A 21,341-nucleotide genomic window follows, 5' to 3' on the forward strand; every position below is an offset into this window, starting at 1 on the left:
TCACGAGGAATCCGGGTGCGGTAGACCTGGTGCAACCGAGATCATGATCGGTATGGGAGTTTGCATTTTCTGCGAGATCATCGCGGGGCGAGCCGAGGCCAGCGTCGTCTATGACGACGACAATGTGGTGGCAATCCTAGATCACAAGCCAGCCACGGTCGGTCACGTACTGGTGATCCCGCGCGTACACATGGCCGGGCTGGCGGACACCGATGACGCGATCGGTGCGGCGATCTGGCGGACGGCACGGCATGTGTCGGTTGCGTTGCGGGCGTCGGGACTCCGCTGTGACGGGGTGCGCCTGTCATTAGCTGACGGGGAAGCCGCAGGACAGGATGTCTTCCACCTCCACCTGCACGTTGTGCCGCGTTATCCGGGGGACGGCGTTGTGGTTACCGCCGACTGGAAGAAGCGCTCGCGTGAGTTTCTCGACCAGGACGCGGCGCTGATACGGGATGCACTCGCGTAGGCGAAGTGACGAAATCGCGATCTGTCTTCAGGCAGGTTAGGTGCAGTGATCACGTGCCAGATCCGTGCCAGATCCGTGCCAGACGCCACGGGAAACCAGGGGGAATCGCGGGAACTCACGGGCGATCAACGCGAGAGGCCCGTCACCGCGTTTCCGCTGGTGACGGGCCTCTTCCCGCTGGTGTGGCAGGTGCAAGGTTCGAACTTGCGTAGGCTGAGCCGACGGTTTTACAGACCGCTCCCTTTGGCCACTCGGGCAACCTGCCGCGCCATCCGCTCTCGCGGCGACATCAGAAGAATAGCGGACTTCCGAGGTACACGTGACACCGGTTTGTCCCACGCCGGATCCCGCCTAGCTGCTCCGCCGAAACGGTATTCGCCCCACCATCGACCGAACCGTCCCCTTGACCGTACCCGCGTCCTTGACCTGCGGTAACGGCTTGTCAGGCGCCAGGTCGCAGAGCGGGGTCTAGCTCTGGCCTTCCTTGAAGACGAGCAGGCGATCACCCGGAATGATGTCTCTGACCTGAGCAAGCGCGTTTCGAGAAGGCGGAGGGTCCGGCCCCAGGCGCCCGCGCAATGCCCACCAACGCCATCGAAAAGCGCCCCAATCGGGAAGCAACGCCGATGATCCTTCGGTGTGGCGCGTGGATCGAGGCCCGGCGCCCTGCACGACGCGCCGATGCTGGCTAGGCTCGTACGCTGGGGTCCGCGTTCGCAGAGGGCGCGTTTCGAGGTCCGCAAGATCTGGAACCGGATACCGCCTAATGCTTACGCAGCGAGAGGATGTGCGTTTTGGCCGATTCATCTTTCGACATCGTCAGCAAGATCGACCGCCAGGAGGTCGACAACGCGCTGAACCAGACGGTCAAGGAGATCGGACACCGCTTCGACTTCAAGGGCACCGGGGCCAGCATCAGCTGGTCCGGGCAGAGTATCGAGATCAAGGCCAACAGCGAGGAGCGGGCCGGGGCCGCGCTCGACGTGTTCAAGGAGAAGGTGATCAAGCGAGGCCTCTCCTTGAAGATCATCGACGCGGACGAGCCCAAGCTGTCCGGCAGGGAATATCGCATGCTGGTCTCGCTCAAGGAGGGCATCGACCAGGAGAACGCCAAGAAGATCTCCAAAATGATCCGTGACGAGGGACCCAAAGGCGTCAAGGCCCAGATTCAGGGTGAGGAACTGCGGGTCAGCTCGAAGAAGAAGGACGACCTCCAGGAGGTCATGTCCATGCTCAAGGGCAAGGACCTGGACATCGCCCTGCAGTTCGTGAACTACAGGTAGCGGGCACCCCGCCGTACGTCAGAGATCGCGCAGGGCATATCCGGGGCACACGGCCGAGCGCGCTGTCCACAGGGCACGCGTTTTCTCCTGTGCCTCGGGCCTCTGCTCTCCATAAACGCTGTCCCGTATTCGATGCCTTGCGGTGATCCGGATATGCCAGGGTTGGCGTAATTGGGCGAGCGAAAGGTGAGGGTCTTGGCGTTATCGCGTGTTGTGGCCGGGTTAGCCGTCGGAGTGCTGGCGACCGTACTGCCTGCAAGCAGTCCCGCTCAGGCGAGCGCCGCGTTACCGCCCTGTCCGCAGATATTCGGACATGGCGGCTACCCCAGCGGCGCCAACGGGGCCGACACCTGGAACCGGGATCAGGTACGCCAGCCCAACAACCCCACCGCCATCCGGAAGTACAAGGGCTGGGGTGCGGCAGGGGTCGAGGCGGATCTCCAGCTCACCAAAGACGGTACGAAGGCCGTCATGTGGCACAACACCTCCACCTGGGGCCTGAGCGGGGTCAAGAAGAACATCACCGACATCTGGTGGGCCGCTGGCGACACCGCGCTCAAGGGGCGGACCATCAACCGGGGCAGCTTCAGCGGTGAGACCGTCTATACCTTCCGCGAGTGGCTGGCCGCTATGAAGACCGATGGCATGATCGGGCTGGTCGAGATCAAGCCCGAGACCCGGCAGTTCCTGCTCGGCGCCGACGCCACGATCAAGTCGCGGGCGTGGGCCGAGGTCCTGGATCCGGTCAAGGAGCGGTATGAGTCGCAGGAGATCATCCTGTACTCCCACGATGCCGGTATCGCGGCCGAGCTCAAGAGGCGCGTCACCGCCGCGGGCCTGGCGCGGGTGCTGACTGGCGGGCCCAGTTGGCCGGAGGTGACCAAATGGGAGGAACCGCCGCCCTCGTGGACCCTGAACGAGAGCGCGTGGCAGGCCGCGCTCGAGCGGTCGACCAAGCGGATGGCGACCGACTACACATCCCAGCTCAGCGCGTGGCTCAAGGGGAAGTGCCAATAGCTGGTCATCGGCCAGAGGGGGCGTAATCATGACCATGCTCGTTCACATCACCGCGGCCAAGAACACGCGGTCCATGCGGCGCAGCGGCATCCGGGCGGTGAGCGGTGGGCATGACGGTGTCTCTGGTGTCTATTGCCTGCCGGTGCTCCCGTCGTACCAGATCACCCATCAGTGGGTCCGCGAGCTGCGGCGAGGCGGGCAGCGTACCCTCGTCGCGGTCTATTTCCGGCTGCCAGATGACGAACCGGTGCAGGTCGGCCACTACAGCCGCTTTCCCGCCGAGATGGCCAGCACGGAGGCGGCCGCGCTGATCGCGGCCCAGCAGGATGCGCGCGGGTACGAGTTCTTCGTCGCACGGCCCATCAGGGCCGACGAGATTCACCGTATACGCGGCGTCAATCAGGTGACCGGGTGGCGCTACATGCCGGACGCCCATGGAAGACCGCCATGCGCGTGCCCGATCTGCAATCCCTCGGGCCAGTACGGCGCGGCCAAAATCCGCCAAGCCTTCGGCGACCCTGACGACTAGTCCGATGAACGAGGAAATCAGTGAGGAACTGCGAGGCAAGCTGATTGAGCTTGCCCGGCTGCAAGGCGGCGAAGCCGGCGAATTGACGGACGAGCATGAACGCTGGGCGCTCTACCGAGTCGCGATCGACGATGGCATCGGAGTAACCGAGCTTTTCGATCTGATCTCGCTGGAGCCGGATTCCGCGTTGGCCTCTTCTGTGGTCGTACACATGGTGGAGCGGTCAGCTCCTGAGGAGCGGCGGCTGTGGGTCGCTCGGCTTCCGGCAGAGGTTCAGGGCTCTGCGCAGGTGCGGGTGGCCGAGCTCGAGACGGTGGACATGCTCTGCTCTGGCGGCTTTCCGCATGACCAGGTGGCTGACAGCTTGGCAGGTTGGTCCACCTGGCTCCAACTCCGGATCATCGCGTTCGTTCAGGACACGCACGTGTTGAGGATCCTGGCGGAACAGGGCCGGACCAAGAGGGTGCGCAGGCAGGCAACGGAGGCGACGCACGTGTCCGCCCGTAGTACTCGGTGACAGGTATCCGGCCGTGTGGGTCAGGCGAGGGGATGGTCGGGTGCGACGTCTTCACCGTGGTGGGACAGGAGGTGGAACGCGCCTCGGATGATGGACTGGCCTTTGGCCGCCACGTCCACCGTGTCAGGTGCGGTGGTGGGGTCGGACACCATGAGGCTGGTGGCCAGAGCGCGGCCGTCAGCCGTGCGGGCGAGGTAGTGCATGGTCACGACGCCGGGCTCGCTGCCGCCTTTGTACCAAACCGCCGGGAACTGGGCCGCGTCCAGGTTGAGCCCGTCGTCGTTGAGTGACAGCGCGTGGTGGATCTCGGGCTGGTCGAGCCGCAGCAGCCCCGCGTACGCGTGGCAGATGTCGGCCGGCGAGGCGAACCATTCGATCTGGTCGATGTTCTTCGGTTGGGGCCAGGTCTTTCGTACGTCGGGCAGAGGCCGCCGTTCCAGTTCCCGTAACGCGGCGGCGCGCTCGTGTCGCGGAAGGGCCAGGTACTGCTGTGCCCGAGCCGCATCCGGGGCGGCCTTGAGCTGGAAGAGCGCCTTGGTGGTGAGGAACGGGACGTTCTCCCGGGGCTGCCGGTGGCCGAACAGAGACAGCTGGCGCACCACAGCCTCCCTGCCCAGGTGGTGGATCAGGTGGTCGGTGGCGGTGTTGTCACTGATCGAGATCATGTGGTCGGCGAACGCCGCCAGCGGAAGGGTGGTGCCGGCCGGGCGGTCCTGCAGTGTGCCCGAGGGCAGGCTCTTCCAGTCCTCGCGGATCGCCAGCTCTTCGTCCCACGCGGCTCGCTTCTCTGCGACGGCTTGGGCGAGCGCGCCCAGTACGTACAGCTTGAACGCCGAGCCGATCGGCCGTTGCGTGTCGGCGGCGAGGCCGTGTGCGATCCGGCACTGCCCGTCCGGCTCGATCTCCGCAGCGGCGAAGGACACGCGTGTTCCCAGCTCGGCCAGCCGCGTGTCGATCCGCGTCCACGAGGTCGGCTCGCCTTCGTCCGGGGTCAGGCGGAGGTTGTCCACGAGCCCCGCCCCGTCCACACGCACCGTGAGGAGGTAGACGGCAGTACGACCACGCACCTCCGCCTGGGCCAGATCCGATCGCGTCGTGAGGATCTTGCCTGCCACGAGCCTGCCCACCCCGGCCAGCGCGGCGTTGAGCCCGTCCGGCCCGCCGCTCGCGTCCAGCAGGGCCGGTGCCAGGCGCTGACGGATCTCGTTGTCCGGCAGCGGAGCTCGGGCTGACGCGCCCAGCAGCCAGTCCAGCTGTTCTGTGGCGGTCTTGGAGGAAGCATCCGCCGCGGTTTCTTCGATCATTGCCGTGCCCTTCGTCCAGGCGTCGAGCCAATGTGGTCAGCACGGGGTGCCAGCCAGTCGGCGATGTCGGCGACGACGGCCGCGTCGACGTGCTGCGGCGACTCGTATTCCGCGGGAGTGGACGGGCCTGAGCCGGAGAAGAACAGGTGATTGTCGGCCTCGTGGACGCGGATGGTGACGTCCGCCCGGTGGGCGAGACCTGCCTGCCAGCGGGCGAGGTCGTCGGCGACGGTCACCTGGTAGTCGCGACCGCCCTGCAGGATGAGCATCGGCTTGTCCAGCGCCGCCGCGGTCGCCACCGGGTCATAGCCTCGCAGATCCAGCCAGTACGCCCCCGAAAAGCCGAACGGCAGCTCGGCGGCGGGCGTGTCGGGCGACAGGTCGGGGCTGTCGACCATCGCGGCCTGCCGCGTGATCATCTCGACGGCGGCCCGCGCGCCGGGGTCCAAGGAGGCGAGGTAACTGACGACGCGCACGGCGGCCTGGTGCATCGGCTGGGCGTCACCGGCCAGCAGCACCAGACCGGCCACGGACGGCTCGGCGGCGGCGACTCGCGGGGCCACCTTGCCGCCCATGCTGTGGCCGGCGACGTACACATGGGCGGGGTCGACGGCCGGGTGGCGCTGAAGCAGGTGGATGGCGGCGACGGCGTGCGGGACGTACTCGTCGGTCATCGTGAAGTCGGACCGGCCGGCGTGGGTGTAGGTCACCTTGTCGAAGCGCAGCACCGCCACACCACGACTGGCCAGCCCCCAGGCCAGGTCCTTGAGCGGCTTGTTGGGGCCGCTGGTCTCGTCCCGGTCGAACGGTCCGCCGCCGCTGAGCAGCACCACGCCGGGCCACGGGCCGCGCCCGCTCGGCAGGCTCAATGTCCCGGGTACGGCCAGCGCGCCGGCACCCACGGTGACCTCGTGCTCGTCGAAACTCTCACGACGCGCGTACGGCGGCGGCGTCCATTGCTCGGTGAGCGGGGGCGCGAGCCGCAGACCATGCAGCAGGCCGGTCTCGTCGACCGACATGACCACCGTCAACCCGCCCCGCTCGCACGTCACCGGCACGCTCACTCGGGTCAGCCCTGCCTTGACCGGCTCGCTCACCGGTGTCCCCAACGCCGAGATCGACCCGATCCTGGAGGTCAGGCCCTCCCACTCGACGCGCAGCGCCTCAGCGGACACCACCGCTCGCAGAGGCGGGGCGAATAACTGCTCGATGTCCGCGAAGTGCCCACTCTCCGCCATTTCGACAACCGCCGTGGCGGCGGCCGCCGGTCCCATTTCCACCATCATCACGACACCAACCTTTCTACTGTTTTGCGAACGGTAGCACAGCATGAGATCGTTGTGCGGATGGAATCCTTGGAGCTACTGGCACATCCGGTACGGCTGCGGATCGTGCACGCGATGCGCGGCGGGCGCTCACTCACCACCACTCAGCTGTGCGCCCGGATCCCCGACGTCTCGAAGGCCATGATCTATCGGCACGTCGACCTGCTCGCGTCCGGCGGAATCCTGGAGGTGGCCGACGAGAGGCGGGTTCGTGGCGCGGTGGAACGTCACTACCGCCTACGCCTCGACCGGGTCACCGTCGACGCCGACGCGCTCGCGGCGCTGTCGCCCGACGACCACCGGCGCGTCTTCGCCACCTCAATGGCGGTCCTGGTCGCCGAGTTCAACGCCTACCTCGACCGCGAGAACGCCGACCCGGTCGCGGATCTCGTCGGTTACCGGCAGCACGCCATCTGGCTCAACAGCGGCGAGCTGGAAGAGATGATTATCGGACTGCGTCGCGTACTCCTGCCCCTGCTGGCCAACCAGCCGACGCCGGACCGCGCGCAATACCTGCTCAGCCCGCTCTTCTTCCCTCTCGAACAGCCATCCGGCGACTCCGAGATCGATTGACGTCCCGGCGAACCTGTCGCATCACATCCGCAAGCCGGAGAACACCCGCATAAGCTCCAATGACGTGACGAAAATCCCCCTGCGCCGTTTCACGGCCCGTGCCCTGCCCATCGACGAACAGGGCAGGGTGCTCCTGCTCCATGGGTTCGATCCCGCCCGGCCCGATGAACCGTTCTGGTTCACCATCGGTGGCGCCGCCGAGGACGGCGAGACGCTCCAGGAGGCCGCTCTGCGCGAGCTGCACGAGGAGGTCGGGATCCGGGCCGGGGCCGACCGGCTCACCGGTCCGTACGGCACGAGCACGATCGAGTTCTTCTTCGCCGAGTACGTCATCACCCAGGACCAGACGTTCTTCGCGGTCAGGGTGGCCGAGGGCACGGACATCTCGTACGAGCACATGGAGGAGATCGAGAAGGCCACCACGCTGGGTCACCGCTGGTGGAGCCCCGAGGAACTGGATGCCACTGACGAGGTCTTCTTCCCCGAGGACCTCGCCACCATTCTGCGCAAGATCAATTCGGCTGCTTGACGACCATAAGGCAATTGTTTTAAATGCGGTCATATCGGCTATCTGGAGGTCACCGTGAGTGGCGCGCCCGATTACCCGTTCCGCAATCCCACCGCTCTGGAGCCGCCTGAGGAGTGGGCGAGCATGCGCGAGGGCTGCCCGGTAGCCCGGGTCCGGCTGGCCAGCGGCGATGAGGCGACGCTGCTCACCCGCTACGAGGACGTCAAGCAGGTGCTGTCAGACCCGCGGTTCACCCGGCACCTGGACGCTCCCGACGCCGCCAGGGTCAGCGCCGACGCCTCCGGCGGATCGTTCGCCAAGCGCAGGACGGGCATGGCCACCTCGGTCGGTGAGGGGCACCAGCAGTGGCGGCGGCTGGTCGGCAAGGCGTTCACCGTCAAGCGGGTCATGGCGATGCAGCCGCGGATGGTGGCGATGAGCGAGCGGTTGATCGACGCGATGGTGGAGCAGGGGGCGCCGGCCGATCTCGTCTCCGGGCTGGGGTTCCCGCTTCCGGTATGGGTGATCTGCGACCTGCTCGGGGTGCCCGATGAGGATCGTTTCCGGTTCCCGTACTGGTCAGACACGCTCCTCAACATGACGAAGTTCGAGCAGAAGGAGATCGACGCCGCGCAGGCCGACTTCAACGACTACCTCACGGCGCTCATCGCCGCCAAGAAGGCCGAGCCGGGCGACGATCTGATCAGCGCCCTCCTGGCCCTCGTCGAGGAGGACGGCCTGATGACGGAGGCCGTCGTCCTGGGCACCTGCCAGGGCCTGCTGGTCGCCGGGCACGAGACCACCGCGAACATGATCGGCAAAATGGTGGCCATGCTCCTGGCCGACCGGCGGCAGTGGGAACGCCTGCTGGCGGACCCGTCCCTCATCCGCTCGGCGGTCGAGGAGATCCTGCGCTTCGACGCGAACCCCGGGTTCGGAATGCCGCGCTACCTCACCGAGGAGGTCGAGGTCGCCAGTACGACACTGCCGGCCGGAACCACGGTGGTCTGCAGCCTGGCCTCGGCCAACCACGACGAGGACGCCTTCGCGCAGGCCGGCGACATGGACCTGGGTCGCTCGCCCAACGTCCATCTGGCCTTCGGCGTCGGGCCGTACTCCTGCTTGGGCCAGGCACTGGCGCGTACCGAGTTGCAGACCGTTCTGGCCGTGCTGCTGCGGCGGCTGCCGTCGCTGGAACTGGCGGTCCCCGCTCGGGAGCTGGCCCGCCGCGAAGGACTGCTCATCGGCGGGCTTCAGCAGGTGCCCGTCAAGTGGGCGACCGGCCGATGATCATGAGGGTGGCGGTGGACCGGGACAAGTGCTGCGGGGCCGGGCAGTGCGCGATGATCGCGCCGGAGGTGTTCGACCAGGATGAGGATGACGGGGTCGTGCTGCTGCTCGACGACACGCCGGACGCGCGCCTGCATCGGGCCGTACGGGAGGCGGCGAGCGTGTGCCCGGCCGCCGCTATCCAACTGTCCGAGTCCGACGTGACGGCGTAGTCACACCCCTGCCGTCCAGCTGTACGAGTCGCCATGTGGTCCGCCCGACTGCCCGAGCCATCGGTGTGGCGGATCAGCGGCGGTAGCCCGCCATGCGCTCCAACCGGGCGACCCGCTCGGCAGTGGGCGGGTGGGTGGAGAACAGCCGCCCGAACCCGGACCCGCTGAACGGGTTGGCGATCATCATGTGGGAAGCCGAGGTGAGACGGCTGTTCTCCGGCAGCGGCAGCCGGCGCGCGCCCATCTCGATCTTGCGCAGCGCCGAGGCCAGCGCCAGCGGATCGCCCGTCAGCCGAGCACCGGACTCGTCCGCCTGGAACTCCCGCGTCCTGGAGATCGCCATCTGCACCATCCCCGCCGCCACCGGTCCGAGAACCATCATGAGCAGCGCCCCCACGAACCCAGGCCCCTCATCGTCATCCGACCCGCCGAAGAACACGGCCACATAGCTGAGCCAAGTGATCATCGTGGCCAGAGCACCGGCTACCGACGAGACCAGGATGTCTCGGTTGTACACATGGGACAGCTCGTGGCCAAGGACTCCGCGCATCTCGTCCGGATTGAGCAGTTGCGTCAGCCCGTACGTCACGCAGACCGCCGCCTGGCGCGGGCTCCGGCCGGTCGCGAAGGCGTTCGGTTGCACGGTGGGCGAGATGTACAGGCGCGGCATCGGCTGCCGGGCCTCGTTGGACAGCTCCCGTACGATCCGGTAGAGCATCGGCTGCTCGACCTCGCTGACCTGCCGCGCCCGCATCGCCGACAGGGCGATCCGGTCGGAGAAGAAGTAGGCGACACCGCTGCTCGCCATGGCGAGCACGAACGCGAGCTGCAGCCCGGTGCCGCCGCCCAGCCACCCTCCCACCGCGAGTATCAACGCAGATAGGCCGCCCAGCAGAATGGCGGTCCGCAGACCGTTGTGGTGCAAGGTTCCCCCCTTCGCGGTGTGGGTTCACCTGGTCCAACGACGATCCCCCGGTTCATCGTTCCCTACGGTGCCCGCCGTAGGGCACAGCGCGACCGAACCGCCTGCTCAGAGGGTCGGAACCACGCTCCATCCGCCTGCTCTTCCGGAGGGAGATGCGCCCCAGCCGCTGGCTCAGCACGTCAGAACCACGCCCCATCCACCAGCCCTTCCGGAAGGAGATGCGCCCCAGCCGGCGGCGGATGTGTCTCATCCGCGTGCTCACCCGGAGGCGGACAGCGACGTCATCCCCAGCACCAGCTGCGGCGCGACCGAGAACAGCAGCGCCACCACCACAGCGATCCCGACGGCCACCCAGGCGGCGGGAAGCGCCCGGCGGACCCCGGCGGGCACGGGTTCGGCCGGGGTGAACAGCCGGGCCGTCCAGACCACGTAGTAGTACAGACCGATCACGGTGTTGACGGCCATGACCACCGCGAGCCACCCGGCCCCACCCTCGATGATCTCCCGGAACACCACCACCTTGGCGAACAGACCCGCCAGGCCCGGCGGCAGACCGGCCAGGCAGATCAGGCAGAACGCCAGCGCGATCGCCGCCACCGGACTGCGAAAGGCGAGGCCACGGTAGTCGTCCAGCTCGTTGCGCGCGGTCGTCCGCGACATCAGCATGACGACCGCGAAGGCGCCCAGATTCATGGCCGCGTAGATGACGAGGTACGCCATCGACGCCCCGACCACACCGGCGACATCACCGGCAGTGCCAGCCGCACCGACGGAAAGGCTGGGAGCACCGGTCTGGGCCGTCACCGCGAGCGGGGCCAGGATGTAGCCCGACTGGGCGACCGAGGACCAGGCCAGCAGGCGTACGGCGGAGCGTTGGCGCATGGCCAGGAGGTTGCCGACCGTCATGGTGAGCGCCGCGACGATCGCGATGATGGGCGACCAGGTCGACGTCTGGCCGGGCAACGCCGTGACCAGAACGAGGATCAGGCCCGCGAACCCGGCCGCCTTCGAGATCACCGAGAGCAGCGCGGCGACCGGGATCGGCGCGCCCTGGTAGACGTCCGCCGCCCAGGCGTGGAACGGCACCACAGCGATCTTGAACGCGAAGCCCGCCACGACGAGCACCAGCCCGACCGTGACCACGCCCGGTAGCCCGTGACCGGCCGCCAGCAGCGACGAATAAGTCTCCGGCGCCCCCACACCCGGCGCGGGGGTCTTCCCGCTGAACACCGAGGCGAGACGGGAAAGGTAGACCGTACCCGCGATCCCGTACAGCAGCGAGACCCCGAACAGCATCACGGCCGTCGACACGACCGAGACCAGGAAGAGCTTGACCGCCGCCTCGGAGGAGCGCCCGTCGTAGCGTTTGAGCGCGGTGAGGGCGAAGACCGGCAGCGAGACCAGCTCCAGGGCGACCACCAGCATGATCAGGTCACGCGAGGCGGGCAGGGTCACCGCGCCGACCAGCGTACAGAGCAGCAGGAAATACCACTCACCTGCCGGAATGCCGCCCCCGGCCAGCTGGGTCATCGACATCAGCACGACCACGACGCCCGCGACCAGCACCAGCCCGGCGAAGATCAGCGTGAACCGGTCGACCACGAACGAGCACGCCGGCTCACTTCCGGGACCCGCCGCGGTGGCGAGGCTTTCGGGAACGCAGAAGGTCGCCCGTGCGCCGTCACCTCGTACGGCCTGCGCCACGACGAACCCCAGCGCGACAACCACGCCCGCGAGACTGACCAGACCGAGCCCGGTCCTGGTGCGTCCCCCGCTGGGAAGGAACGCGTCGAGCATCAGCACGAGCCCGGCCACCAGCGCGAGAACCAGAGGCACCGCGATGACGGAGTAGTCGATCTGCTGGATCATGACAGGGCTCCCAGCAGGGTCTGTACGGCAGGTGTGGTGAGCGAGAGGAGCAGTTTCGGCCAGAGCCCGAACAGCAGGATCAGCACGATCAACGGCACCCAGGCGGCGAACTCGTACCCCTGGATGTCCCGCAACACCCACCCGCCGACGCCACCCTCGCCCTTGATCGCCCCCGCGACCCGCTCACTGTCCGGCAACGCAGACCCGTCGGATGGCCGACCGCCCACGCCGGAAGCGCCCGAGAGGGCGGCGGCCGGGACCGCCTGGGCGCGTTCGGGGCGTCCGTGTGTCACGCGGGACAGCATGACGAGGAAGTACGCCGCCGTCAGCACCGCGCCCAGCCCGCCGATCACCATGAATGTCAGGAACAGCCCCCGAGGCAGCCCGCCCGCCGGCTGGAAGGCGCCGAACAGGGACAGCATCTCCCCCCAGAAGCCGGCCAGCCCCGGCACCCCGAGCGAGGCGATGGCCGCGAAGGTCAGCACCGAGCCCAGATGGGGAAGTGTGGCCAGCATGCCGCCGCCGAGTGCGCGCATGTCGGCCGTGCCGTAGCGCTCCTTGATCGCGCCGGCGAGGAAGAACAGCAGGCCGGTGATGAGGCCGTGGGCGACATTCGCGAACAGGGCGCCGTTGATGCCCACGGTGGTCAGCGTGGCGAAGCCCAGCAGGACGAAGCCCATGTGGCCAACGGATGAGTAGGCGATCATGCGCTTGAGATCGCGCTGCGCGAGGCAGGCCAGGGCCCCGTAGACGATGCCGACGACGGCGAACGCCCCCAGCCACGGCGCCACGGCCGCCGCCCCTTCGGGCAGGACGGGGATGGCGATCCTGGCGAAGCCGTACGTGCCCATCTTCAGTAGCACGCCGGCCAGCAGCACCGAGCCGACGGTGGGCGCTTCGGTGTGCGCGTCGGGGAGCCAGGTGTGCAGCGGCCACATAGGCGTTTTGACCGCCAGCCCGGCGCCGATCGCCACGAACGCGAGGATCTGTACGGCCCTGGGCATGCCCGCGCCATGTGCCTGGCCGAGAGCGATGATGTCGAGCGTGCCGGTGCGCGCCCAGACGAGCAGCAGGCCGAGCAGCATCACGACCGAGCCGAGCAGCGTGTAGAGGATGAACTTGATCGACGCCCCCCGGCGGCCCTTGCCGCCCCAGATGGCGATCAGGAAGTACATCGGGATCAGCACGATCTCGAAGAACACGAAGAACAGCAGCAGGTCGAGCGCGAGGAACGTACCGATCATGCCGACTTCGAGCACGAGCAGCGTGAACACCAGCGCCCGCGGCCGCCCACCCCCCGCTCTCGGTCGCAACAGCTGGCCGGGGCCGCGCGCGTCTCCCCAGCTCAGGTAGACGAAGCAGAGGAAGGTCAGGAGGGCGGTCAGCGCGATCAGCGGCAGGGAGATGCCGTCGACGCCCAGGTGGAAGTGGAGCCCCAGCCCGGAGATCCATTCCCGGTCGACGGCGAACTGCGGCCGCGCCGCCTGCCCGTAGTCGAACGTCGCCACCATCACCACGGCCAGCGCCAGCGCGACACCCGACACGACCAGCCCGTAGACCCGCAGCCATGGACGCAACACGGTAGGCGACACCAGCAGGAGCAACGCGCCGAGCAGAGGCACCGCCAGCAGCGCCACCGGAAGCCAGCTCATCATGTGAACACCACCGCCCCCACCACGATCAGCAGGACCCCGGCGAGCACGCCGCTCACATAGAGCTGGACGTTGCCGTTCTGGGCGAGCCGGAGCAGCCCGGACAGCCCTCGCGCGGACCGCCCCGAGCCGCGCACCGCCCCGTCCACGACCACGTCGTCCGTCCTGACCACAAGCCTGGCCAGCGCCAGGGCAGGCCGGACGAACAGGGCGGCGTAGACGCCGTCCACGTAGAACGCCCGCTCGCACGGCACACGCAGAGGACCGAGCAGCCGGGCCGGATCGGCGAAGGGGTCACTGCGCCAGAACGCGTACACCACCCCGCCGCCGAGCAGCGCGAGCACGACGCTGACGGCCGCCACCCCGAGCTCCACATGGAGCCCACCGGCGAACCCGAGAAGCACGGCGGGAACCGAGAGGAGCACGATGGGCACGAGCATCGTCCGTGGCGCCTCGCGGATGTCGACCACGTGGGCCGTGCCGGGCTCGGGCTCGGGGAGCGCCACGACTCTCGCCTCGCCGAAGAAGGTGCGCAGCCAGGCTCTGGTCGCGTACGCCCCGGTGACGGCGACCGTCGCGAGCGCGCAGCCGTACAGCAGCAGGGCGGCGGCATCCGTCAGACCGCCACTCGACAGCGCGCGGTCCATGGTCAGCAGGAGCTCGTCCTTGCTGAAGAAGCCGCTGGCCGGAGGCAGCCCCGCGAGGGCGGCGAACCCGATCGTCATCGTGACGAACGTGACCGGCAGCGCCCGTCTCAGCCCGCCCATCTGACTCATCAGGTTGGAGCCGACGTGGTGGATGACCGCCCCGGCGCACAGGAACAGCAGCGCCTTGAACGCGCCGTGCGTGAGGAGGTGGAAGATCGCCGCGCTGTCGGAGCCCGCCGCCAGCCCGCCGGCCATGTAGGAGAGCTGGCTGATCGTCGAGTAGGCGAGCACGCGTTTCAGGTCGTCCTGGGCGAGCGCGGCCAGGGCGGCGCCCAGCATGCCGAGGGCGGCCATGACGGCCAGCACGTCGAGCGTGGGACGGGCGCCTTGGAACGCGGGGAAGAGCCGCGCCACGATGAAGATCCCGGCGGCCACCATGGTGGCGGCGTGGATCAGCGCGCTGATGGGGGTCGGGCCCGCCATCGCGTCGGGCAGCCAGGTGTGCAGCGGAACCTGCGCGCTCTTGCCCGCCACCCCGGCCAGCAGCAGCATGGTGGCGGTCACCAGCGTGCCTGTGGACATCTCGGGCACCTTCGCCAGCACCTCCGATATCCGGAAGCTGCCCGCGGCGCCGCCGAGCACGAAGATGCCGAACAGGAAGCCGACGTCGCCGAGCCGGGTGACCAGGAACGCCTTGATGGCCGCCCGCGAGTTGCTCTTGTCCTCCCACCAGTGGCCGATGAGCAGGTAGGAGCACAGGCCCATGACCTCCCAGCCGACGTAGAGGACGAGGAGGTCGCCGGCGTAGACGACCAGCAGCATCGCGCTGGTGAACAGGCTGATGAAGGCGCTGTAGGAGGGATAGCGCGGGTCGTCGTGGAGGTAGCCGACCGAATAGACCTGTACGGCCAGCGCCACGAGGGTCACCAGGACGCCGAGGATGGCGGACAGGTCGTCGGCCTGGAGGGTCAGCGAGATCGGGACGGCGCCGGTGCCGATGGTGCCGTAGGTGCGACCGACCGCCGGGCCCGGCGTCGCGTCTTCGAGGAAGGCGAAGCCGGGCGCCCAGGCCAGCCAGAGCGCCAGGACCACGGCGGCCGCCGTGGGCACCACCGCGATCCACGCCGCCCGCGTGTTGGCCGCAGAGCCCTCCGAACCCGGTCTGCTTTCCAGGCGCCGATGCGGCCAGCGCGACAGCAGCAGGCCGGCGAAGGCCGCGACGAAGGGCAGGACGACGGCCAGGAGCGGGAAGATCGTCACGACGCGCCCCCTCGCTTGGCGGGCTCGGCTTTCGTGGCCGAGTCCCCCGCCGCCGCGTTCCCGGGTGTCGTGGTCGGGTCCCCCGCCACCGCGTTCTCTGCTGTCGTGGTCGAGTTCCCTGCCACCGCAGGCTCACCCAGCCGACGTGTCGGCGGGTCATCCGACGTGCTGGGATCTGCGGGATCGTCCGGCATGCCGGGATCTGCTTGGTCGCCCGACCTACCCGCTGAGTCCGCCGGGGTGTCCGACGTGCCGGGTTCGGACAGGTCGCGGAGCTGATCGATGTCGACCGTACGGCGGTTGCGGTAGAGGGACAGCACGATCGCGAGCCCCAGCCCGACCTCGGCGGCGGCGATCACGATGATGAACAGCGTGAGCACCTGGCCGCTGTGCAGCCGATCGCCCAGCCACACGTCGAACGCGACGAGGTTGAGGTTGACGGCGTTGAGCATCAGCTCGACCGACATCAGCACGAGGATCGTGTTGCGCCGGGCGAGCACCCCGTAGACGCCGACGGAGAAGAGGAGCGCGGAGACGATCGCCGGGTAGACGATGTGCACTAAGAACCCCCGGTCTGCTCAGGTGGCGAACCCCCGGGTATGTCCGTGCGGGACAGCACGATGGCACCGATCAGCGCGGCCAGCAACAGCACCGAGAGCGCCTCGAAAGGCAGCACCCACGTGCTGAACACGCTGGCGCCCAGCTCCTTCGCCGCGCCGGCACCGGGTTTCAGCGGTGTATACGCCGTGCGGAAGCCGTCGATCACCACTGTGACCAGGACGGCCGCCGTCGCCACCGCCACCACGGCCGCCACCCACCGGTTGCCGCTGTCGAGATCGGCGGAGCGGCCGATCGGGGCACGGGTCAGCATGATCCCGAACAGCAGCAGGACCACCACCGCGCCCACATAGATGAGCACCTGGACCCAGGCCACGAACTCGGCGGTCAGCACCAGGTAGCCGCCGGCGAGGGCGCCGAAGGAGACGACCAGCCAGAGGGCGGCGTGGACCAGTTGCCTGGTCGTGACAACGAGCAGCGCGGATCCGACCGCCACCGCACCCAGCAGCAAGAAGACGATCTCTTGCCCGGTGGGTGACAGATAGGAGGGCACCGCCTCGGTCACGAATCCTCCTCGGACTCCCTTGTCTTTTCAGGGTCGAGCCGCCCGGGCGGGCGGATGGATCGAGGATCGGCCATCCTGCGCCCGCGTCGGCTCGTGCCAGAAGTCTGCTCCCCGCGGCCGGGCGGCGAAGACGGTTGGCCCGTGCCTGTGGAAAACTCTTCGGCAGATGGCCGGCCTGTGGACGACGCGCCGGATTCGGCGCCGGATTCAGCGCCGGGAGCCGATTCGGAGGCAGGTCCGGACGCGGCACCGGAGGCAGGGGCGCTGGAAGCAGGGCCAGAAGCCGCTCCGGATGTGGGGCCGGAGACATGGCCAGAAGCTGTACCAGCGCGGTCCGCGGCCGGGCCGCCAGCGCCAGGGCGAGCGGTGGACTGGCCCGCGGCCTCAGGGCGGTCCCCGGCCGCGCCTGCGGCACCAGGGCGGGCGCCGGACGGGCCACGGGCCGGGCGGCGAGCAGCGGTGAGTTCCTTCGGCGGCTCGGCGCCAGGGTCGTGTGCAGGAGGAGGCGCGACCGTGGGCGCCCAGGCCGCGAGCCGATCCTTCTCATGCAGAAGGTTCCGAATGTCACCCTCGGCGTACTCGAACTCAGGCGACCAGAACAGCGCGTCGAACGGGCACACCTCGATGCAGATCCCGCAGTACATGCACAGGGCGAAGTCGATGGCGAACCGGTCGAGCACGTTCCGCTGGCGGGGCCGTCCGCCCTCAGGAGCCGGGAGGGTCTCCTTGTGCGAGTCGATGTAGATGCACCAGTCGGGGCACTCGCGCGCGCAGAGCATGCAGGAGGTGCAGTTCTCCTCGACCAGGGCGATGACGCCACGGCTGCGCGGCGGGAGGGCGGGCTTGACCTCGGGATACTGCTGTGTCACGGATTTGCGCAGCATGTGACGAAGAGTGACCGATAGACCCTTCGCGAGGCCGACTCCCGGTATCCGCGCCATATCAACATCATGTCGCACTTGACCGCGCAGGTGAACGCTCCAGGCCCGTTGTCCCCAAGTTTTCCACAGCTATCCACAGGCAGACCGAAGGTTATCCACAAGATGTGTCCACACCCGATATGTGAAAGTCCTGCGCGATAGTCTTCCCGCCATGTCGTACAGCCAGCCGCCCCGTCCGAGCGGCGGAGCATGGGCGGCGGCCATCGTCTGGGCGGTGCTGCCGCTGCTGACGTGTGGGCTGGCGACGCCGTTCACCATCGGGTTCGCGGCCTACTGGCTGCGGAGCACGTGGCACGTCGTCGCGGCGGGCTTCTATGCCATCTGCATCGGCTCGTTCGTGCTGGCGGCCATAAGCTACACGGAGTACGCCGAGATCCCGGACCCGCTGTCGAGTTTGGTCTCGTTCGGGCTGGTGATCAGCTGGCTGGGCGGGGTCATCCACTCCGGCATCATCGTCCCCAAGATGGTCAGGGCCCGCCTCAACAAACCCGTCTACCAGCCTCAGCCTCAGCCTCCCCACCAGCACCGAAGCGCTCCCCCGCCCTTCGATCTGCACCAGCGCACCACCGCCCCGAGCCAGCAGCGCCGCCCGCACGAGCCCGAGTGGATCGGACACTACCGGGTGCTCCAGCCGCTCGGGCGAGGCGGCCAGGGCGCGGTCTATCTGGCGATGGCGCCCAACGGCGTACGCGTCGCGGTCAAGGTCCTGCACGACCTCGTGGACGAGGTGGCGCGGGCCAGGTTCGCCAGGGAGGTGGACGCGGCGCGGCGGGTGGCGACGTTCTCCACGGCCCGGGTGCTCGACGTCAGCATCACGGGTCAGCACGCCTACATCGTCAGCGAATACGTCGAAGGGCCGTCGCTCGAACATCTCGTACGCAAGTACGGCCCGCGCGACGAGGACAGCCTGACGCGGCTGGCGTTATCCACAGCCGGGGCCCTCGCCGCCATCCACAAGGCGGGGGTTGTCCACCGCGACTTCAAGCCGAGCAACGTATTGATCGGATCGGACGGGCCGCGAGTGATCGACTTCGGGATCGCGCGGGCGCTCGACCAGATGACGGTGACCTCGGGCAAGATGGTCGGCACCCCGCCGTACATGTCGCCCGAGCAACTGTCGGGGGCGCCGGTGGGGCCGCCGTCCGACGTGTTCAGCTGGGCTGTGACGATGATGTTCGCGGCGACGGGGCGACCGGCGTTCGGGGAGGATACGGTGCCCGCGGTGTTCAACCGGGTGCTCACCTTCCATCCGGACCTGTCGCCGTTACCGCCCGCCCTGCGCAGCGTCGCGGGCGCCTGCCTCCACAAGAGCCCCGACGACCGGCCGTCCGCGTCCGACGTGATGCTGGCCATCGTCCACTGACCCGATCCACCTGAGCCCGACCCGCCGACATTCCCGCCTCTGCCGATCCGCATCGCCCCGGTCCGGTCCGCTGGCATTCCCGCGTCCGCTGACCCGCATCGCCCCGTCCGACCCGCCGACATTCCCGCTCGCTGACCCGGCCCGATCCGGTCCGACCCGCCGACATCCCCGCGTCCGCTGACCCGGCCCGGTCCGGCCTGCCTGACCTCCCCACCCACCAACCGGCCGGTCGCCGCTCAGGTGTGTGACTTCCGCCGCCCAGATGTCGGCTGGGCCGGTAAAGCTCCCATCGGTCCTCATGCTCGCCGTCGACGTCGTCGGCCGGGTGGCCATCCGGCCGGCGGAGCCGCAGGCGGGGATCGCGAAGTGCGAACGGCATGGTTCGCGCGGGCCAGGACGGATATTCAGCCGCCCCGGCAGGCGTGCGTTCGTGGTCGGGCTCACGACCTGAACAGGCCCACTGCTCCCGAGCGGGGGAAGTGATCCGGGCGCCGAACATGGCCTCCCTCGCAATCCACCGCTGCCCCCGAGCGGAGGGAGTGATCCGGGCGCCGAACATGACCTCCCTCGCAATCCACGCTGCCCCCGGGCATGAGGACGTGATCACCGCCGCTGGTGAAGGGGCGCTTGCTGGGCCCGACTCCCACATGCGGCTTCGGCGGGACTGCCGGAGCGGGCTACCGGCTGGGGTCGATGACTAGTTTGCCGGTCGTACGGCGGCTGCGGAGTTCCTCGTGTACGTGCTGGATCTCCGACATCGGGTGGTCACCACCATGGATGACGCGGAGTTCGCCTGCGGCGACCTGTGCCGCCAACTCCGCGTACGCCTTGGCAAGAGTCGCCGACTGGGCGAAGGCGTTCATGAGCCAGAAGCCGCTGACAGTGAGGGAGCGGCGCTGGAGCGCGCGTGGCGAGACCTTCTCGGGTTCGACCCGGCTGGCCATTCCGTAGAAGGCGAGTCGGCCGAAGGGGGCCAACGCGGCGATGCTCTGATCGGTGACAGGGCCGCCGGTCATTTCCAGGACCACGTCGACCTGCTCACCGTGATTCGCCGCGCACAGGGCCGCGGTGAGGTCCTCGGCCGCGGGGTCGACAGCGGCGTCCGCGCCGAGAGACAGCGCCAGTTCACGCTTCTCCGGAGTGGAAGCCGTGGCGATGACCCGGCCCGCGCCGCTCAGCTTGGCCAGTTGTACGGCCAGCGAACCGACGCCGCCGGCCGCCGCGTGCACGACCACGCTCTCGCCGGATCGCACGCGGCCGGTGTGGTTGATCAGCCACCAGGCGGTCAGCCCTTGGATGAGGAGGGCGACCGCGGCGACGTCGTCGACCCCGTCGGGCACGGGGAAGGCGGCGTCATCCCGTAGTAAGGCTTTCTCGGCGTACCCACCGCTCTCGATCATGGCGGCCAGCCGTCGGCCGTCCTCGGTCCGGCCGACGACTTCGCTACCTGGCACCAGCGGCAGCGTGGCCGGGGCGAGATAGGCGTTCTCGCGCAGGAGGGTGTCGGCGAAGTTCACCCCGCATCGCGCCACGTTAAGGAGGGTCTGGCCGGGGCCGGGCTGGGGGTCGGGCACCTCGCGTACGGCCACCACTTCCGGGCCGCCGAACTCCGTTATCTGCACTGCTCGCATTTCAGCTCCGAGGCATCTCGTACCAGTTGGTACTGAGTACCATAATGGATCGCGTTCGGAAAGCGATAGACTGCGTTGGTGTCTCGACCACCCCTCCGCGTGCGCAAGCGGCAGCGAGCTCGTGACGAGATCGTCGCGGCCGCGTACGAGTTGTTCGCCGAACGCGGCTATGCCGACGTGACCGTCGCGGACATAGCGGAACGGGCCGAGGCTGGGCGTACGACGTTCTTTCGGTACTTCGGCGACAAGCAGGAGGTCGTTTTCGCCGACGAGCAGGAGTGGCTCGACAAGGTCGCCCGTCGGCACCGTGAGCTAAGCGTCGACGGAGCGCCCACCTTGTCCGAGGCGCTCGCTCTGCTGCGTGAGACCACCCTGGCCATCTGCGCCGAAGTGACGCGGGACGCGGAGCACTACGTCCGGCGCGAACGGCTGATCGCCGACAACCCCGAACTCAGCGACCGCGCGGACCGCAAGCAGCGGCGCCTCGCCGAGACGCTGGGTGAGATCCTGCGTGACCAGGGCGCATCGCCCGAAACGGCCGCGCTGGCGCCGCAGCTCGCGCTGGCCTGCTACAACGCCGGCCGCGAGATCGCCGCTGACGACCCAGCCGCGCTCGGACCGAGCGTGGCCGCCGCGTTCGACCGGCTCGGCATCGCCTCGACCACAGCCTGACACCCCACCGGACTCCAAGCAGCCCAGCACCATCCCCACCACGGCCTGATACCCACCGGACGTGGGTAGGGGCGGCCCGAGCCTCCAGGACCCCGGGTTGAGACTGGTAGGAGTCGTTGATCAAGTGGTCTGTATCCGAGCCAGTCGCACTGAGGGCGTTCACTCTGAGTGGTCGTTCGGGCGTAGCGGGTTCCAGGTCCCGCCTGCGTCAGAGGCGACTCGGGGGGTGGT

General features: G+C 68.5%; 20 protein-coding genes, 1 tRNA gene and 1 pseudogene. 11 read left to right on the plus strand and 11 right to left on the minus strand.

Annotated features, from left to right (window positions below; all coding sequences use genetic code 11):
• Window positions 1-43: 43 nt before the first annotated feature.
• Window positions 44-469, plus strand: a complete 426-nt coding sequence (locus tag ACQP2T_RS58040) for an HIT family protein (RefSeq protein WP_433513237.1) — start codon at window positions 44-46, stop codon at window positions 467-469.
• Window positions 470-652: 183 nt separating this feature from the next.
• On the opposite strand, the gene ACQP2T_RS58045 is transcribed toward ACQP2T_RS58040, so the two are convergent.
• Window positions 653-734 (minus strand) — tRNA-Tyr (locus ACQP2T_RS58045).
• Between the two features lie 520 nt (window positions 735-1,254).
• Between ACQP2T_RS58045 and ACQP2T_RS58050 the strand changes: the two genes are divergently transcribed.
• The 4 genes from ACQP2T_RS58050 to ACQP2T_RS58065 all read left to right on the plus strand — a co-directional run bounded on the left by ACQP2T_RS58050 (window position 1,255) and on the right by ACQP2T_RS58065 (window position 3,815).
• Window positions 1,255-1,752, plus strand: a complete 498-nt coding sequence (locus ACQP2T_RS58050; RefSeq protein WP_433513238.1) for a YajQ family cyclic di-GMP-binding protein — start codon at window positions 1,255-1,257, stop codon at window positions 1,750-1,752.
• A gap of 195 nt (window positions 1,753-1,947) precedes the next feature.
• Window positions 1,948-2,769, plus strand: coding sequence for a glycerophosphodiester phosphodiesterase (locus tag ACQP2T_RS58055; RefSeq protein WP_433513239.1), 822 nt, complete (start codon window positions 1,948-1,950; stop codon window positions 2,767-2,769).
• 28 nt (window positions 2,770-2,797) lie between these two features.
• The gene (locus ACQP2T_RS58060) at window positions 2,798-3,298 is read left to right on the plus strand and encodes a hypothetical protein (protein ID WP_433513240.1); all 501 of its coding nucleotides are present in this window, start codon (window positions 2,798-2,800) and stop codon (window positions 3,296-3,298) included.
• A 4-nt stretch (window positions 3,299-3,302) separates the two neighbouring features.
• Window positions 3,303-3,815, plus strand: coding sequence for a hypothetical protein (locus tag ACQP2T_RS58065; protein WP_433513241.1), 513 nt, complete (start codon window positions 3,303-3,305; stop codon window positions 3,813-3,815).
• A 20-nt stretch (window positions 3,816-3,835) separates the two neighbouring features.
• Here the strand turns inward: ACQP2T_RS58065 and ACQP2T_RS58070 are convergent, their stop codons facing one another.
• Both ACQP2T_RS58070 and ACQP2T_RS58075 read right to left on the minus strand, forming a co-directional pair.
• Entirely contained in the window at window positions 3,836-5,119 is a 1,284-nt protein-coding gene (locus ACQP2T_RS58070; protein ID WP_433513242.1) for a serine hydrolase, read from the minus strand.
• Window positions 5,116-6,405, minus strand: coding sequence for an alpha/beta fold hydrolase (locus tag ACQP2T_RS58075; RefSeq protein ID WP_433519975.1), 1,290 nt, complete (start codon window positions 6,403-6,405; stop codon window positions 5,116-5,118). Before ACQP2T_RS58075 ends, ACQP2T_RS58070 begins: the two co-directional genes overlap by 4 nt.
• A 60-nt stretch (window positions 6,406-6,465) precedes the next feature.
• Here ACQP2T_RS58075 and ACQP2T_RS58080 point away from each other — a divergent pair, with 60 nt between their 5' ends.
• From ACQP2T_RS58080 to ACQP2T_RS58095, 4 genes are all read left to right on the plus strand, one after another.
• A complete protein-coding gene (locus tag ACQP2T_RS58080; RefSeq protein ID WP_433513243.1) occupies window positions 6,466-7,017 on the plus strand; it encodes a helix-turn-helix domain-containing protein in 552 nt (183 codons plus the stop codon).
• A gap of 64 nt (window positions 7,018-7,081) precedes the next feature.
• Entirely contained in the window at window positions 7,082-7,546 is a 465-nt protein-coding gene (locus ACQP2T_RS58085) for an NUDIX hydrolase (RefSeq protein WP_433513244.1), read from the plus strand.
• A 54-nt stretch (window positions 7,547-7,600) separates the two neighbouring features.
• A complete protein-coding gene (locus tag ACQP2T_RS58090; protein WP_433513245.1) occupies window positions 7,601-8,815 on the plus strand; it encodes a cytochrome P450 in 1,215 nt (404 codons plus the stop codon).
• Window positions 8,816-8,817: 2 nt separating this feature from the next.
• Complete coding sequence (locus tag ACQP2T_RS58095; RefSeq protein ID WP_357955012.1) at window positions 8,818-9,027, plus strand: ferredoxin; 210 nt, start codon at window positions 8,818-8,820, stop codon at window positions 9,025-9,027.
• A 73-nt stretch (window positions 9,028-9,100) separates the two neighbouring features.
• On the opposite strand, the gene htpX is transcribed toward ACQP2T_RS58095, so the two are convergent.
• From htpX to ACQP2T_RS58130, 7 genes and pseudogenes are all read right to left on the minus strand, one after another.
• Complete coding sequence (gene htpX, locus ACQP2T_RS58100; RefSeq protein ID WP_433513246.1) at window positions 9,101-9,952, minus strand: zinc metalloprotease HtpX; 852 nt, start codon at window positions 9,950-9,952, stop codon at window positions 9,101-9,103.
• Window positions 9,953-10,210: 258 nt separating this feature from the next.
• Window positions 10,211-11,821: an NADH-quinone oxidoreductase subunit N gene (locus ACQP2T_RS58105; protein WP_433513247.1), complete on the minus strand. Its 1,611-nt coding sequence runs from the start codon at window positions 11,819-11,821 to the stop codon at window positions 10,211-10,213.
• Window positions 11,818-13,473, minus strand: coding sequence for a complex I subunit 4 family protein (locus tag ACQP2T_RS58110; protein ID WP_433519976.1), 1,656 nt, complete (start codon window positions 13,471-13,473; stop codon window positions 11,818-11,820). Before ACQP2T_RS58110 ends, ACQP2T_RS58105 begins: the two co-directional genes overlap by 4 nt.
• The gene (locus ACQP2T_RS58115; RefSeq protein WP_433513248.1) at window positions 13,473-15,380 is read right to left on the minus strand and encodes an NADH-quinone oxidoreductase subunit 5 family protein; all 1,908 of its coding nucleotides are present in this window, start codon (window positions 15,378-15,380) and stop codon (window positions 13,473-13,475) included. Before ACQP2T_RS58115 ends, ACQP2T_RS58110 begins: the two co-directional genes overlap by 1 nt.
• Before the next feature lie 278 nt (window positions 15,381-15,658).
• Window positions 15,659-15,940, minus strand: a pseudogene (nuoK, locus tag ACQP2T_RS58120) (NADH-quinone oxidoreductase subunit NuoK); the annotation flags it as partial.
• Complete coding sequence (locus ACQP2T_RS58125) at window positions 15,940-16,503, minus strand: NADH-quinone oxidoreductase subunit J family protein (protein ID WP_225302321.1); 564 nt, start codon at window positions 16,501-16,503, stop codon at window positions 15,940-15,942. The gene ACQP2T_RS58125 and the pseudogene nuoK, both read right to left, overlap by 1 nt.
• Window positions 16,500-17,387 carry a 4Fe-4S binding protein gene (locus ACQP2T_RS58130; protein ID WP_433513249.1) on the minus strand — a complete coding sequence of 296 codons (888 nt, stop codon included), beginning with the start codon at window positions 17,385-17,387 and terminating at the stop codon, window positions 16,500-16,502. The genes ACQP2T_RS58125 and ACQP2T_RS58130 overlap by 4 nt, the downstream gene beginning before the upstream one ends.
• Window positions 17,388-17,595: 208 nt before the next feature.
• Here ACQP2T_RS58130 and ACQP2T_RS58135 point away from each other — a divergent pair, with 208 nt between their 5' ends.
• A complete protein-coding gene (locus tag ACQP2T_RS58135) occupies window positions 17,596-18,807 on the plus strand; it encodes a serine/threonine-protein kinase (RefSeq protein WP_433513250.1) in 1,212 nt (403 codons plus the stop codon).
• 677 nt (window positions 18,808-19,484) lie between these two features.
• On the opposite strand, the gene ACQP2T_RS58140 is transcribed toward ACQP2T_RS58135, so the two are convergent.
• Window positions 19,485-20,438 carry a quinone oxidoreductase family protein gene (locus ACQP2T_RS58140; protein WP_433513251.1) on the minus strand — a complete coding sequence of 318 codons (954 nt, stop codon included), beginning with the start codon at window positions 20,436-20,438 and terminating at the stop codon, window positions 19,485-19,487.
• A gap of 78 nt (window positions 20,439-20,516) precedes the next feature.
• Between ACQP2T_RS58140 and ACQP2T_RS58145 the strand changes: the two genes are divergently transcribed.
• On the plus strand, window positions 20,517-21,110 hold the full coding sequence (locus ACQP2T_RS58145; RefSeq protein WP_433513252.1) for a TetR/AcrR family transcriptional regulator: 594 nt from the start codon (window positions 20,517-20,519) through the stop codon (window positions 21,108-21,110).
• Window positions 21,111-21,341 lie beyond the last annotated feature (231 nt).

Source organism: Nonomuraea sp. CA-143628, from assembly GCF_050942315.1.
Taxonomy (GTDB): domain Bacteria; phylum Actinomycetota; class Actinomycetes; order Streptosporangiales; family Streptosporangiaceae; genus Nonomuraea.